The organism is Mesorhizobium sp. CNPSo 4661 (assembly GCF_057784215.1).
The window spans coordinates 305852-319178 of record NZ_JBWGIO010000003.1 but is presented as its reverse complement, the minus strand read 5'-3'; the positions used below and the strand labels follow the sequence as shown (position 1 = coordinate 319178).

Here is a 13327-nt window from a genome sequence, read left to right as displayed (position 1 = left end):
CGAAACGTTCCCGGGAAAAGTTAGCCCTCGAAACCAAGCCTTTTCATCACCGCCTGGGTCAGCCGCTCGCAGCGCCGGCCGGCGAAGGGGAAGGCGTCGAGCAGCACCGGGCCGATCTCGTCGTCCAGCGCCCTTCGCACCAGCGCCCGCGCCCGGTGCAGTCTCGTCTTCACCGTCTCGGCCCGCACGCCCAGAAGGTCGGCGGTTTCCTCGATGCTGAGGCCCTCGATGACACGGGCGACGAAAACCGTGCGATAGACGTCTGGAAGGCTGTCGGTCGCCCGTTCGACAAGTGCCAGAATCTGCCGCTGCGCCATCGTCCGCTCCGGATCGTCACCTGTGTTCCAGTCGCTCAGGGGAAACCGAATGATCTCAGCCTCCGGGTTCTCGGGCATCGCCACGACGCGCTTGCGCTTGCGCAGCCGGCCGAGCGCCTCGTTGATGACGATGCGCGACAGCCAGGTGGAGAGCGAAGCCTCGCCGCGGAAGGCACCGAGATTGGCGAAGGCCCGCATATAGGCCTCCTGCACGATGTCCTCGGCCTCGGTGTCGTTGCGCACCACGCCGCGCGCGATGCGGTAGAGCCGCTGGTTGTGCGTCTTGATGATGGCACGGAACGCATTCGGATCGCGCGCAAGCGCCCGGCGCATCAATGCCATGTCGCCGGCTTCGGCCGCGCCGATCTCGGCGGTTTCGATAGCGGGCTTTTTCATCGCGCCCGATCTCCCGACAGCTGTTGCAATCCGCGATTGGATGCGCCTGCCGACAAAAGGTTCCCAAGTTGGTTGCGCGGGTTATGTTAGCGCTTCGACAGAGGCCTGTCTGCCGTGGTGGATTCCTCCGCCGGTCGGCCAGTCACTCGGCGGCGGCCGCCGTGAGTCCACGCAGAATGTCGGCCTTGAGGTCTTCGACATCCTCAAGCCCGATCTGCAGGCGGATCAGCGAGCCGGCATACGAACCCTTGGCAAGCGCGCGGTCGCCGAGGAAGACCGGAACGGCGAGGCTCTCATAGCCGCCCCAGGAATAGCCAAGGCCGAAGATCTTGAGCGCGTCGAGGAAGGCGTGCTGGGCCTTCTGTCCGCCGCCGTTGAGCACGATCGAGAAGACACCGCTGGAGCCGCAGAAATCGCGCTTCCAGAGCGCATGGTCGGGATGGCTCTCCAGCGCCGGATGCAGCACCTGCGCGACGCCTGGCTGCTCCTCCAGCCAGCGCGCGATGTCGAGCGCGCTCTTGCGGTGATGCTCGAGCCGCACCCCCATCGTGCGCAAGCCGCGCAGCACCTGGTAGACGTCGTCGGGACCGGAACAGCAGCCGAGCGTGCAGAAGCCTTCGTAGAGCTGCTTCCAATAGGTCTCGTTGGCCGACACCGTGCCCAGCAGCACGTCGGAATGGCCGGCTGGATATTTCGTCGCCGCATGGATCGAGATGTCGACACCATGGTCGAGCGGCTTGAAATAGAGCGGCGTCGCCCAGGTGTTGTCCATCATCACGACGGCGTTCGCCGCATGTGCAGCCTGCGCGATTGCCGGGATGTCCTGCACCTCATAGGTGTTCGATCCCGGCGATTCGGTGAACACCACCTTGGTGTTGGGCTTGATCAGCAAAGCGATGCCGGCGCCGATGCGCGGCTCGTAATACTCGACCTCGACGCCGAGCCGCTTCAGCATCGTATCGGCGAAGTGGCGCGTCGGGTGGTAGACGCTGTCGACGATCAACAGGTGATCGCCCGCGGCAAGGAAGGTGAGCAGCGGTATCGTCACCGCCGCCAGTCCGGAAGGCACCGCGATCGTGCCGGCCGAACCCTCCAGCGCATCGACCGCGAGCGCCAGCGCATCCATCGTCGGTGTGCCGCGCGTGCCGTAAGTGTATTTCTGGCTGCGCCCGGCCATCGAGGCGGCGTCGGGATAGAGCACGGTCGAGGCGTGCACGACCGGAGGATTGACGAAGCCGAAATAGTCGCGCGGATTGTTGCCGGAATGGGCAAGCCTCGTGTTGATGCCCATTTCGATGCCGTCTCTAGCCATGGTTCGTCGCCTGTCGAATGATGTCAGGAGACCCAGCCATAAAGCGACGGCAAAGCCCGCGCAACCGCGCCGAGTCCGCCAAAGCCGGTCTTCCGCTAGGCCAATCCAAAGCCGCGCAGGCCCAGTAAAGCATCGCTATTGCCGCAGCGGATTCTGCCGCTGGGTCATGCATTCGCGACGGCGCGGCTTGGCTGATTTGTTCGCATGGCCTGCCGGTTTCATGGGCTCTTGTCCGCAATTTGGGCATTTGCGGCAATTGCTTTTCAAACCTCTCTGGAATCGGTCATTTCCCTTGACCTCACAGGAATAATCGCCTTCGATGCGCTTCGTGAATGGGAGGCAGCGCATCGGCAACCGATGCGGGTCCGGGAGTGGGCCTTGAAGTGGGAGCTGCATTCACAAACGAAAAAAGATCAAGCGTCGCCTGGCGATTAGGGGCGCCTGTAACAGAAAAGGGTCTGTGGGTCATGAAACACATTGCAATCGGCATTCTTGGCGCCGCCGCGCTCGGGTTCATGGCGTCCGCCGCTTCGGCCGGCACGCTCGATACCGTGAAGCAGAAGGGCTTTCTCCAGTGCGGCGTCTCGACCGGTCTCGCCGGCTTTTCGGCGCCGGACGACAAGGGTGACTGGAAAGGCATCGACGCGGATTTCTGTCGCGCCGTTGCGGCCGCCGTCTTCGGCGACGCCACCAAGGTCAAGTTCACGCCGCTCAGCGCCAAGGAGCGGTTCACCGCCCTGCAGTCGGGCGAGATCGACATCCTGTCGCGCAACACCACCTGGACCAGCAACCGCGACAGCGCGCTCGGCCTCGATTTTGTCGGCATCACCTACTATGACGGCCAGGGCTTCATGATCAACGCCAAGAAGCTGCCCGGCGTGAACTCCGCGCTGCAGCTTTCGGGCGCCGCCGTCTGCGTGCAGAGCGGCACCACCACAGAGCTCAACCTCGCCGACTACTTCAAGAAGAACAAGATGGAGTACAACCCCGTCGTGTTCGAGAAGCTGGAAGAGGTCAACGCCGCCTATGACGCCGGCCGCTGCGATGCCTACACCACCGACCAGTCCGGTCTCTATGGCATCCGTCTAACGCTGTCTTCGCCGGCCGACCATGTCGTGCTGCCCGAGATCATCTCCAAGGAGCCGCTCGGCCCGGCCGTGCGCCAGGGCGACGACCAGTGGGCGCATATTGCGCGGTGGACGTATTTCGCGCTGCTCAACGCCGAGGAAGCCGGCATCACGCAGGCCAATGTCGACGAGATGAAGACGTCGACCGACCCGAACATCCAGCGCCTCCTCGGCACTGAGCCCGACGGCAAGTACGGCGCCGATCTCGGCCTTTCCAACGACTTTGTCGTCAACATCGTCAAGGCTGTCGGCAACTACGGCGAAATGTTCGAGCGCAATGTCGGATCGGGCAGCCCGCTCAAGATCGCGCGGGGCATCAACGCGCTGTGGACCAAGGGCGGCCTGCAATACGGTCCGCCGATCCGCTGATTGAAACGTGATCCGGGAGGCAGGTTGTCTGCCTCCCGGTTTCTCTTTCCAGGGGACGGTCCATGGCTTCGCAGGAAATCCTTCGCGAGGAGCCGAGCCGCGGCTCCTTCATCAATGACCCGAGAATACGCAGCCTGTTCTTTCAGACGCTGGTCGTGATCCTGCTGTTCGGCTCGATCTGGTGGATCGTCCACAACGTCATCGAGAACCTCCAGCGCCTGCACATCGCTTCAGGCTTCGGTTTCCTCAGGAGCAGGGCCGGCTTCGACATCTCCGACACGCCGATCGCTTACACGTCCGACTCGACCTATTTTCGCGCGCTGGTCGTCGGTTTGCTCAACACGATCATCGTTGCGGTTGCCGGCATCGTGCTTGCCACGATCGTGGGCTTCACCATCGGCATTGGCCGCCTGTCGCAGAACTGGCTGATCCGCAAGATCTGCACGGTCTATGTCGAGATCTTCCGCAACATCCCGCCGCTGCTGGTCATCTTCTTCTGGTATTCAGGCGTGCTCGCCGTGCTGCCGCCGCCGCGCGAGAGCATCCACCTGCCTTTCGGCTCCTTCCTTAACCAGCGCGGTTTCTATTTTCCGCGCGCCGTTTGGGGGGACGGCTCCTGGCTGATGGGTGTCGCATTGCTGCTGGCCATTGCAATGGCCTGGTTCGTCGCCCACAGGGCGCGACAGCGGCAGAAGGCGACCGGCCAGCAATTCCCGGTGTTTTGGACCTCCGTGGCGCTTATCGTCGGCCTGCCGGTGCTGGCCTTCCTGCTCGGCGGCATGCCGCTCACCTTCGATTTTCCGAAGCAGTCGACCTTCAACCTGACCGGTGGCTTCTGGGTCAAGCCGGAATTCCTGTCGCTCTTGCTGGCACTCTCCTTCTACACGGCGGCCTTCATCGCCGAGATCGTGCGCGCCGGTATCAGGGGGGTCAGCAAGGGGCAGAGCGAAGCGGCGGGTGCGCTCGGCCTCCGCTCCGGTCCGATCTTGCGGCTGGTGGTCATTCCGCAGGCGATGCGCATTGTCATCCCGCCGCTCACCAGCCAGTATCTCAACCTGACCAAGAACTCCTCGCTGGCGATCGCCATCGGCTATCCGGACCTTACCGCGACTGCCGGCACGGTGCTCAACCAGACGGGCCAGGCGGTGGAGGGCGTGTTTATCATGATGATCGCCTATCTGGTGCTGAGCCTGGTGACGTCCTTTGTCATGAACATCGTCAACGCCAGAATGGCGCTGGTGGAAAGGTAGGGCCATGCAGGAACACGACATGTCCTGGGTGCGCACCGAGATGGCGCTTGCTCAGCCGGCCCCGCCTACCGAACGCGGCGCCTATGCCTGGGTGCGCAAGAACCTGATCGGTTCGGTCGGCGACACCGTCCTCACAATCCTCGGCATCGCCATCGTGCTGTGGATCCTGCCGCAGGTCATCAACTGGGCCTTCCTCAATGCCCAGTGGACCGGTCCGGACCGCACGGTATGCACGACCGCTTCGCAAGGCGGCATCCAGCCCGACGGTTGGACCGGCGCCTGCTGGGCTTTCGTCAACGCCAAGTTCGGCCAGTTCATGTTTGGCACCTATCCGATCGAGGAGCGCTGGCGGCCGATTCTGGTCGCCATCCTGTTCGTGGCGCTGCTGGTGCCGATGCTGATCCCCCGCGTTCCGCGCAAGGGGTTGAACGCGCTTCTGCTCTTCGTGGCGCTGCCGGTCGTCGCCTTCTTCCTGCTGGTCGGCGGCGTGTTCGGCCTGCCGCATGTCGAGACCCCGCGCTGGGGCGGGCTGCTGGTCACGCTCAGCCTGTCCTTCGTCGGCATTGCCGTGTCGCTGCCGATGGGCATCTTGCTGGCGCTCGGCCGGCGTTCGAAGATGCCGATCATCAAATGGCTTTGTATCGTCTTCATCGAGACGGTGCGCGGCATTCCGCTGATCACGGTGCTGTTCTTCGCCAGCGTCATGCTGCCTCTGTTCCTGCCGGAAGGCGTCAGCTTCGACAAATACCTGAGGGCCCTGATCGGCGTGTCGCTGTTTGCCGCCGCCTACATGGCGGAAGTGATCCGCGGCGGCCTGCAGGCGATCCCGAAGGGCCAGTATGAAGGCGCCGACTCGCTCGGCCTCGGCTACTGGCAGAAGATGGGCCTGATCGTGCTGCCGCAGGCCCTGAAACTGGTCATCCCCGGCATCGTCAACACCTTCATCGGCATGCTCAAGGACACGAGCCTGGTTCTGATCATCTCGATGTTCGACCTGCTCGGCGTGGTCAAGCAGAACTTCGCCGACCCCAATTGGGCGACGCCGCAGACCCCGAAGTCGGGCCTGATCTTTGCCGCCTTCGTTTTCTGGCTGTTGTGCTTCGGCATGTCGCGCTATTCAATGTACACCGAACGCCGGCTCGACACCGGCTACAAAAGATAAAAAGGGGAATTGGCCATGGCCACCGAAAACGCCGTCAGCGCGGAAGACCTCAAGGTCAATGCCGGAAAGATGCATGTCTCGACCACCGATGTCGCCATCGATATCGTCGGCATGCACAAATGGTATGGCGAATTCCACGTGCTGAAGGACATCAACCTCAAGGTGATGCGCGGCGAGCGCATCGTCATTTGCGGACCTTCGGGATCGGGCAAATCGACCATGATCCGCTGTATCAACCGGCTGGAAGAGCATCAGAAGGGCAAGATCATCGTCGACGGCAAGGAGCTCACCAACGATCTGAAGAAGATCGACGAGGTGCGCCGCGAGGTCGGCATGGTGTTCCAGCACTTCAACCTGTTCCCGCATCTGACCATCCTGGAGAACTGCACGCTGGCGCCGATCTGGGTGCGCAAGATGCCGAAGAAGCAGGCCGAGGAGATCGCCATGCATTTCCTCAAGCGCGTCAAGATTCCGGAACAGGCCAACAAATATCCGGGCCAGCTCTCCGGCGGTCAGCAGCAGCGCGTGGCGATCGCGCGCTCGCTGTGCATGAACCCGCGCATCATGCTCTTCGACGAGCCGACCTCGGCGCTCGATCCGGAGATGATCAAGGAAGTGCTGGAGACGATGGTGGGGCTGGCGGAAGAGGGCATGACCATGCTCTGCGTCACCCATGAGATGGGCTTTGCCCGCAAGGTGGCCAATCGCGTGATCTTCATGGATCAGGGCCAGATCGTCGAGCAGAACACGCCGGCCGAGTTCTTCGACCATCCGCGCCATGAGCGCACGAAGCTTTTCCTGTCGCAGATCCTGCACTGAGCGGGCCTCTGCTTCGTCATTCTAGGGCGGAGCAAGGAGCGAGCGACGCGCGCAGACCCTAGAATCCATGCCGTGACACCGAGGCGTTGCCACGTTTCAGAATTCCGCACCGCTGCACCCCTCGGCAGAGGTCACGGCATGGATACTCGGGTCAAGCCCGAGTATGACGACGTCCCGGACGGAACCGCCGCGCCCGATGAGAAGAACCTTGCGATACTTGGCGATGCTGGTGGGAGCGGTGGTGCTTGCTGCCGCGCTCGGCACGCTGGTGCCGCGCCCGCTCTGGCCAGCCGCCGCCGGCGGCGAGGGGACGCGCCGCATATTGGTGCTCAAGAACCCAATCCACACCGATATCGCCGTGCCCCTCGACGATGGTGTACGCCGGCGCTTCTCCTTCCTGGCCGATGCCGCTCTGCCGATCGAGGCGCCGGAGGCGCGCTACATCACCTTCGGCTGGGGCGGCCGCGCCTTCTATCTGGAGACGCCGACCTGGTCGCAACTGAAAGCCGGGCCGGTGTTGAAGGCGCTGACGCTCGACGCTTCGGTGATGCATGTCGATCTTGCCGGCGCGATCAAGGAACCACACCCGGATGTTGCAGGTTTCGACATCGACGAGCAGCACTTTTCGACGTTGCTCGACTACATCGCCGCGAGTTTCCAGCAAGGGCCTGAGGGACCAGTGGTGATCGAAAATGCGGGCTATTCAACCTATGACCGTTTCTACGAAGCCAACGGCCATTTCAACGCTCTGGTCGGCTGCAACACCTGGACGGCAGCGGGACTGCGTATTGCAGGCCTTCGCACGGGATGGTGGAACCCGCTGCCGATGTCGTTGGGGTGGTCGCTGAGGATGTACAATTAGCACTCGTCCAAGCGAGCGCCGAGTTCCGTCACACCCCCCTCTGGCCTGCCGGCCATCTCCCCCGCAAGGGGGGAGATCAGCTGTAGCTGCGGCTTTCGCCAATCGCCAACGTCGCAGGATGAACGAGGCGCGTGAGCTGCCAATCTCCCCCCTTGCGGGGGAGATGTCCGGCAGGACAGAGGGGGGCGCTGTCCCGCCAGCCTATCCAACTTTTCGCCCGTTAGGCATCCACTACCGCCTCACGACCTTCCGCTCCTCCCAGCCATACAGCCAGTCCAGATCGGCCGCGAGTTTCTCCGCCGGCCGCGTCGCCAGCACCAGGTTGCGGGCAATCGCCACCGGTCCCCTGGCATGCCAGGCCAGGCGATTGAGCGTGCCGCGCTTCAGCACCTTTTCGACGCGTGGCTGTCTGAGATTCTCCCAGATAGTCAGGCTTTGCTTCGGATCAGTCGGAAAATCGGCGACCAGATTGGCCAGCATCGCGGCATCCTCGATCCCCATCGCCGCGCCCTGCGCCGCGAACGGCGTCATGGCATGCGCGGCGTCGCCGATCAGCGCGATGCCTTGCGGGACCGCCCAGCGCTGTTGCCGGACCGTGTGCATCGGAAACGCCGTCCATGGCCCCGCCAGCGCGACGAGCCTTGCGAGCTTCGCCGCGGTGCCGCGCATGGCACTGGAGAGGATGGCCGGGTCGGCATGGCCTGACCAGCCTTCCGCGATCCGCTCGCCCTTGGTGAAGGCGGCGAGATTGATGGCGCTGCCCTTGCTCACCGGATAGGCGACCATATGGAAGCCGGGATGCAGGAAGGTGGTGACGCATCCCGCCGCGCCGATCTCGGCAAAAGCCTGCCCTGCGGGGCTTTCGGTCGCCACTGTGGCGCGCCATGCCAGTCGGCCCGAGAAGCGGCTTTTCGCGAAACCGGATTCCCCGCCGGCAAGCTGTGCGCGAACCGTGGACCAGACGCCGTCAGCTCCGACCAGCAGGCTGCCAGCGACCTGTGCAGATTTGCCATCCGTCTCGACTGTCACGCTGATACCCAGCGCGTCGGCCGCGATGTCGGTCACGCGCGCGCCGATGGCAAGCTCGATATCGGGCCGGTCCGCCACTGCCGCCATCAGCGCTGCCTGCAGGTCGGCGCGATGCGCCACCAGATAGGGCGCGCGCCAGCGTTTTTCTCCGGCTTGTCCAAGCGGCACGCGGGCCAGCTCGCGCAGGCTTCTCGCGTCCTTCAGCACCACCGCTTCAGGCCGGATCGCGTCGGCCAGCAGGCGATCGAGCACGCCGAGCTGGCGCAGGATGCGGGTCGCATTGGGGGAAAGCTGGAGCCCGGCGCCGGTGGCTTCGAGCTGCTTTGCCTGCTCGAACAGCTTTACCGGGAAACCGCGCTCGGCAAAAGCGAGCGCCGCCGTCAATCCGGCGATGCCAGCCCCGGCGATGACGATTTGCTGGGACCGTGTTTCAGCCATGATCGAGGAAAAAGGGTCAGGCGGCCTGGTCGACATAGAGGCAGCCGGCCGGCTGCGTTTCCGTCGCCTTCAGCGACGGCGAATAGCGGTAGAGCGTCGAGCAGTAGGGGCAGACCTTTTCATTGTCGTCGCCCATGTCGAGGAACACATGCGGATGGTCGAAAGGCGGGTTGGCGCCGGTGCACATGAATTCCCTGACGCCGATCTCGATGACCGGATGGCCCGCGTCGTTCTGGAAATGGGGAATGCTACCGCCTGCCATCGTCGTCTCCAATTGGGTTCGGCCAGTGGGTGTGACCCGTCTGCATCTGGAGCATAACAGGCCAGTTTGCAAGATCGATGAAATCAAACTGTCGCAAAAGGCTGGCAGAGGATAAGTTGAGCCGGTTAAGCGCATGGCTCCGCGCACGGATCGATTCCGTGACGATCATGCGTCACAAAAACATGTTAGAGCGTCGCCGAACGGCAATATGCGGCGCTCCCTGGGGACGGTAGCGGGGCAAGAGCGGGAAACCATGAACGAACTGAAGCCTGTGCAGAGCGAGTTCATCACCGTCGTGGCGGCAAGCCCGGACGGCGGCAATCCCGACCGTTTCGTCAACCGCGAATTCTCCTGGCTGCAATTCAACCGCCGCGTCCTGGAGGAATCACTGAACGAGCATCATCCACTGCTCGAGCGCGTCCGCTTCCTGTCGATCTCGGCCGCCAATCTCGATGAATTCTTCATGGTCCGCGTCGCCGGCCTCGCCGGCCAGGTGCGCGAAGGTATCGCGCTGAAAAGCCCGGACGGCCGCACGCCCGAGCAGCAGCTCGAGCAATTGCTGCGCGAGGTCGAGCGCCTGCAGGAAGACCAGCAGAAGAGCCTCTCGGCACTGATGGTCCTGCTCAACAAGGAAGGCATCGAAAGCATCACCCGCGATGCGCTGACCAAGGACGAGAAGGCCTGGCTGGAGGAGCATTTCCAGGAACAGGTTTTCCCGGTGCTGACGCCGCTGTCGATCGACCCGGCGCATCCGTTTCCCTTCATTCCCAATCTCGGCTTTTCCATCGCCCTGCAACTGCGTCATCGCAAGAATGGCGAGGAGATGAGCGCACTGCTGCGCCTGCCGGTGGCGCTCAAGCGTTTCATCCGCCTGCCCGACCGCAAGAACCATGTCCGCTTCATTCCGCTGGAGGAAGTGGTCGGCGTCTATATCGGCAAGCTTTTCCCCGGCTACGAGGTCAAGGGCTCCGGCACGTTCCGCATCATCCGCGACAGCGACATCGAGGTCGAGGAAGAGTCGGAAGACCTGGTGCGCCTGTTCGAAACGGCGCTGAAGCGGCGGCGTCGCGGCTCGGTGATCCGCATCGAATTCGACACGCTGATGCCGGCTCAATTGCGCGACTTCGTCGCCGGCGAGCTCGGCGTCTCGTCGAGCCGCATCAGCGTGCTCACTGGTCCGCTGGCACTCAACCAGATCTCCGAGATCGTCGCCATTCCGCGCGACGACCTCAAATTCACGCCCTACAATCCGCGCTTTCCCGAGCGCATCCGCGAGCATGGCGGCGACTGCTTCGCCGCCATTCGGGAGAAGGACATCGTCGTCCATCACCCCTACGAGTCCTTCGACGTGGTGGTGCAGTTCCTGCGTCAGGCCGCCGCCGACCCGGAAGTGGTGGCGATCAAGCAGACGCTCTACCGCACCTCGAACGACAGCCCGATCGTGCGCGCGCTGATCGACGCCGCCGAGGCCGGCAAGTCGGTCACGGCGCTGGTCGAGCTCAAGGCGCGCTTCGACGAGGAGGCCAACATCCGCTGGGCGCGCGACCTCGAACGCGCCGGCGTGCAGGTCGTGTTCGGCTTCCTGGAATTGAAGACCCACGCCAAGATGTCGCTGGTGGTGCGCCGCGAGGACGGCAAGCTGCGCAATTACGTGCATCTCGGCACCGGCAACTACCACCCGGTCACCGCGCGCATCTACACCGACCTGTCCTTCTTCACCACCGACCCGACGATCGCGCGCGATGTCGCGCAGCTCTTCAATTTCATCACCGGCTATGCCGAGCCGGCCGAGGAGATGCGCCTTGCCGTATCGCCCTTCACGCTGCGCAAGCGCATCCTGAAACACATCTCGGACGAGATCGTCCATGCCCGTGAGGGCCGGCCATCGCGCATCTGGATGAAGATGAACGCGCTGGTCGATCCGACCATCATCGATGCGCTTTACGACGCCAGCCGCGCCGGCGTCGAGATCGACCTCGTCGTGCGCGGCATCTGCTGCCTGCGGCCTCAGGTGCCCGGCCTGTCGGAGAACATAAGGGTGAAATCGATCGTCGGCCGTTTCCTCGAGCACAGCCGCATCTTCTGCTTCGGCAACGGCCACGGCCTGCCGTCGGACGAGGCGATTGTCTACATCTCGTCGGCCGACATGATGCCGCGTAATCTCGACCGCCGCGTCGAGACCCTGGTGCCCATCACCAATCCAACTGTGCATGAACAGGTGCTCGGCCAGATCATGCTGGGCAACATCATGGACAACCAGCAAAGTTTCGACGTATTGGCTGACGGCACCTCCCGGCGCGTTGTGCTGGAGGAAGGCGAGGAACCGTTCAACGCGCAGGAATATTTCATGACCAATCCGAGCCTGTCGGGACGGGGTGACGCGCTGAAATCGCATGCGCCCAAGCGCATTGCCCAGTTCAAGCGCCGCAAGAAGAACGGCGCCGCGTGATCGCAGTTTCCCAGGGCCGGCTTCAGGACCGGCGGCCGCTGTCGATCATCGACATCGGATCGAACTCGATCCGCCTTGTCGTCTATGAGGGGCTGGCCCGCTCGCCCACGCTTCTGTTCAACGAAAAGATGCTGGCCGGCCTCGGCCGCGGCATCGTTTCGACGGGCAAGCTCGATCCCGAGGCGGTGACGCGCTCGATGGAGGAATTCCGTCGTTTTCGCGCGCTTTCGGATCAAGCCGGCGCCGAGCATATGTACGTGCTGGCCACCGCCGCCGCGCGCGAGGCCGGCAACGGTCCCGATTTCATCCACCGCGCCGAGGACGTGCTGAGGACCGAGATCCGCGTACTCACCGGCCGCCAGGAGGCTTATTATTCTGCGCTCGGCGTCATGTCCGGCTTCCATCCCGCCAACGGCATCGCCGGCGACCTCGGCGGCGGCAGCCTCGAGCTGATCGACATCAACCGCGAGACGATCGGCCAGGGCATCACGCTGCCGCTTGGCGGCCTGCGCCTGCAGGACATGGCCAAGAACTCGCTCGTCCAGGCCCAGAAGATCGCCCGCCAGGAGCTGGCGCGGGCAAAGCTGCTCAAAGGCGGGCAGGGCAGGGTCTTCTACGCCGTCGGCGGCACCTGGCGAAACCTCGCCAGGCTGCATATGGAGATGACCAACTATCCGCTCGGCGTCATGCATCACTACGAGATATCGGCCGACAGCGCGCAGGCTTTCCTGAAACAGGTCGCCAAGGGCGAGGTCGAGAAGGTGAGGGGCATCGAGGGTGTCTCCAAGAACCGCCGCTCGCTTTTGCCCTACGGCGCCGTCGTGCTGCAGGAGATCATGACGGCGATGCAGCCTTCTAAGATCGTGGTTTCGGCGCAGGGCGTGCGCGAGGGCTTCCTCTATTCGCTGCTCGACGCCGAGGAGCAGAAATCCGATCCGCTGATCTCGGCCGCAGAGGAACTGGCGCTTTTGCGCTCGCGCTCGGTGCACCACGCGCATGACCTGGTCGAATGGACCGGCAAGGCGTTCAAGGCCTTCGGCATCGACGAGACGGAGGACGAGGCGCGCTACCGCCATGCCGCCTGCCTGCTCGCCGACATCGGCTGGCGCGCGCATCCTGAATATCGCGGCAGGCAGTCGCTCAACATCATCGCGCATGCCTCTTTCATCGGCGTCGACCATCCGGGCCGCGCCTATCTGGCTCTGGCCAACGCCTATCGCCACGACGGCATCTTCAACGACGGCATCGCCCCCGAGATCAAGGCGCTGGCGCCGCCCAGGCTGTTGGAGCGCGCCCGCTTGCTGGCGGCGATGATGCGCGTGGTCTATCTGCTCACCGCAGCGATGCCCGGCGTGATGCCGAGGCTGAAATGGGAAAGCCGCGGCAACGGCGCGCTCGCCCTGGTGCTGCCGGCCTCGCTCGCCGATCTTTATGGCGAACGGCCGGCTGGCCGTCTGGCGCAGCTTGCGCGCATCACCAACCGCCGCCTTGTGCTGGCGGTGGAAGGCGGGCCGAGCATTTCGGTCAAATAGGGC

11 protein-coding genes are annotated in these 13327 nt (G+C 63.7%); 7 read left to right on the top strand and 4 right to left on the bottom strand.

The features are described 5' to 3' along the window. Positions 1–20 precede the first annotated feature (20 nt). Both AC0YKC_RS06290 and AC0YKC_RS06285 read right to left on the bottom strand, forming a co-directional pair. Positions 21–713: an RNA polymerase sigma factor gene (locus AC0YKC_RS06290; protein WP_320298327.1), complete on the bottom strand. Its 693-nt coding sequence runs from the start codon at positions 711–713 to the stop codon at positions 21–23. A gap of 142 nt (positions 714–855) precedes the next feature. Further along, entirely contained in the window at positions 856–2025 is a 1170-nt protein-coding gene (locus AC0YKC_RS06285; protein ID WP_488510514.1) for a cystathionine beta-lyase, read from the bottom strand. A gap of 467 nt (positions 2026–2492) precedes the next feature. Here AC0YKC_RS06285 and AC0YKC_RS06280 point away from each other — a divergent pair, with 467 nt between their 5' ends. From AC0YKC_RS06280 to AC0YKC_RS06260, 5 genes are all read left to right on the top strand, one after another. Continuing rightward, on the top strand, positions 2493–3521 hold the full coding sequence (locus AC0YKC_RS06280) for an amino acid ABC transporter substrate-binding protein (RefSeq protein ID WP_320298325.1): 1029 nt from the start codon (positions 2493–2495) through the stop codon (positions 3519–3521). 62 nt (positions 3522–3583) lie between these two features. Next, positions 3584–4771: an amino acid ABC transporter permease gene (locus AC0YKC_RS06275; RefSeq protein ID WP_488510513.1), complete on the top strand. Its 1188-nt coding sequence runs from the start codon at positions 3584–3586 to the stop codon at positions 4769–4771. Positions 4772–4775: 4 nt separating this feature from the next. Continuing rightward, entirely contained in the window at positions 4776–5933 is a 1158-nt protein-coding gene (locus AC0YKC_RS06270) for an amino acid ABC transporter permease (RefSeq protein WP_320298323.1), read from the top strand. A 15-nt stretch (positions 5934–5948) separates the two neighbouring features. Continuing rightward, positions 5949–6752 carry an amino acid ABC transporter ATP-binding protein gene (locus AC0YKC_RS06265; RefSeq protein ID WP_052457670.1) on the top strand — a complete coding sequence of 268 codons (804 nt, stop codon included), beginning with the start codon at positions 5949–5951 and terminating at the stop codon, positions 6750–6752. A 196-nt stretch (positions 6753–6948) separates the two neighbouring features. Continuing rightward, a complete protein-coding gene (locus AC0YKC_RS06260; RefSeq protein WP_488510512.1) occupies positions 6949–7614 on the top strand; it encodes a TIGR02117 family protein in 666 nt (221 codons plus the stop codon). A gap of 231 nt (positions 7615–7845) precedes the next feature. Here AC0YKC_RS06260 and AC0YKC_RS06255 read toward each other — a convergent pair whose 3' ends face one another. Together AC0YKC_RS06255 and AC0YKC_RS06250 are read right to left on the bottom strand one after the other, a co-directional pair. Continuing rightward, entirely contained in the window at positions 7846–9081 is a 1236-nt protein-coding gene (locus AC0YKC_RS06255) for an FAD-dependent monooxygenase (RefSeq protein ID WP_488510511.1), read from the bottom strand. Between the two features lie 16 nt (positions 9082–9097). Beyond that, complete coding sequence (locus tag AC0YKC_RS06250) at positions 9098–9343, bottom strand: zinc-finger domain-containing protein (RefSeq protein ID WP_112097842.1); 246 nt, start codon at positions 9341–9343, stop codon at positions 9098–9100. 253 nt (positions 9344–9596) lie between these two features. Here AC0YKC_RS06250 and AC0YKC_RS06245 point away from each other — a divergent pair, with 253 nt between their 5' ends. Together AC0YKC_RS06245 and ppx are read left to right on the top strand one after the other, a co-directional pair. Beyond that, the gene (locus AC0YKC_RS06245) at positions 9597–11792 is read left to right on the top strand and encodes an RNA degradosome polyphosphate kinase (protein ID WP_488510510.1); all 2196 of its coding nucleotides are present in this window, start codon (positions 9597–9599) and stop codon (positions 11790–11792) included. Further along, the gene (gene ppx / locus AC0YKC_RS06240; protein ID WP_320298318.1) at positions 11789–13324 is read left to right on the top strand and encodes an exopolyphosphatase; all 1536 of its coding nucleotides are present in this window, start codon (positions 11789–11791) and stop codon (positions 13322–13324) included. Before AC0YKC_RS06245 ends, ppx begins: the two co-directional genes overlap by 4 nt. Positions 13325–13327: the final 3 nt, after the last annotated feature.

What these genes read in the sequence shown, in the direction of transcription:
- AC0YKC_RS06250 (WP_112097842.1), bottom strand. Translation starts at nt 9,343, where the DNA reads ATGGCAGGCGGTAGCATTCCCCATTTCCAGAACGACGCGGGCCATCCG.
- AC0YKC_RS06280 (WP_320298325.1), top strand. Translation starts at nt 2,493, where the DNA reads ATGAAACACATTGCAATCGGCATTCTTGGCGCCGCCGCGCTCGGGTTC.
- AC0YKC_RS06255 (WP_488510511.1), bottom strand. Translation starts at nt 9,081, where the DNA reads ATGGCTGAAACACGGTCCCAGCAAATCGTCATCGCCGGGGCTGGCATC.
- AC0YKC_RS06265 (WP_052457670.1), top strand. Translation starts at nt 5,949, where the DNA reads ATGGCCACCGAAAACGCCGTCAGCGCGGAAGACCTCAAGGTCAATGCC.
- AC0YKC_RS06270 (WP_320298323.1), top strand. Translation starts at nt 4,776, where the DNA reads ATGCAGGAACACGACATGTCCTGGGTGCGCACCGAGATGGCGCTTGCT.
- AC0YKC_RS06285 (WP_488510514.1), bottom strand. Translation starts at nt 2,025, where the DNA reads ATGGCTAGAGACGGCATCGAAATGGGCATCAACACGAGGCTTGCCCAT.
- AC0YKC_RS06260 (WP_488510512.1), top strand. Translation starts at nt 6,949, where the DNA reads ATGAGAAGAACCTTGCGATACTTGGCGATGCTGGTGGGAGCGGTGGTG.
- AC0YKC_RS06245 (WP_488510510.1), top strand. Translation starts at nt 9,597, where the DNA reads ATGAACGAACTGAAGCCTGTGCAGAGCGAGTTCATCACCGTCGTGGCG.
- AC0YKC_RS06275 (WP_488510513.1), top strand. Translation starts at nt 3,584, where the DNA reads ATGGCTTCGCAGGAAATCCTTCGCGAGGAGCCGAGCCGCGGCTCCTTC.
- AC0YKC_RS06290 (WP_320298327.1), bottom strand. Translation starts at nt 713, where the DNA reads ATGAAAAAGCCCGCTATCGAAACCGCCGAGATCGGCGCGGCCGAAGCC.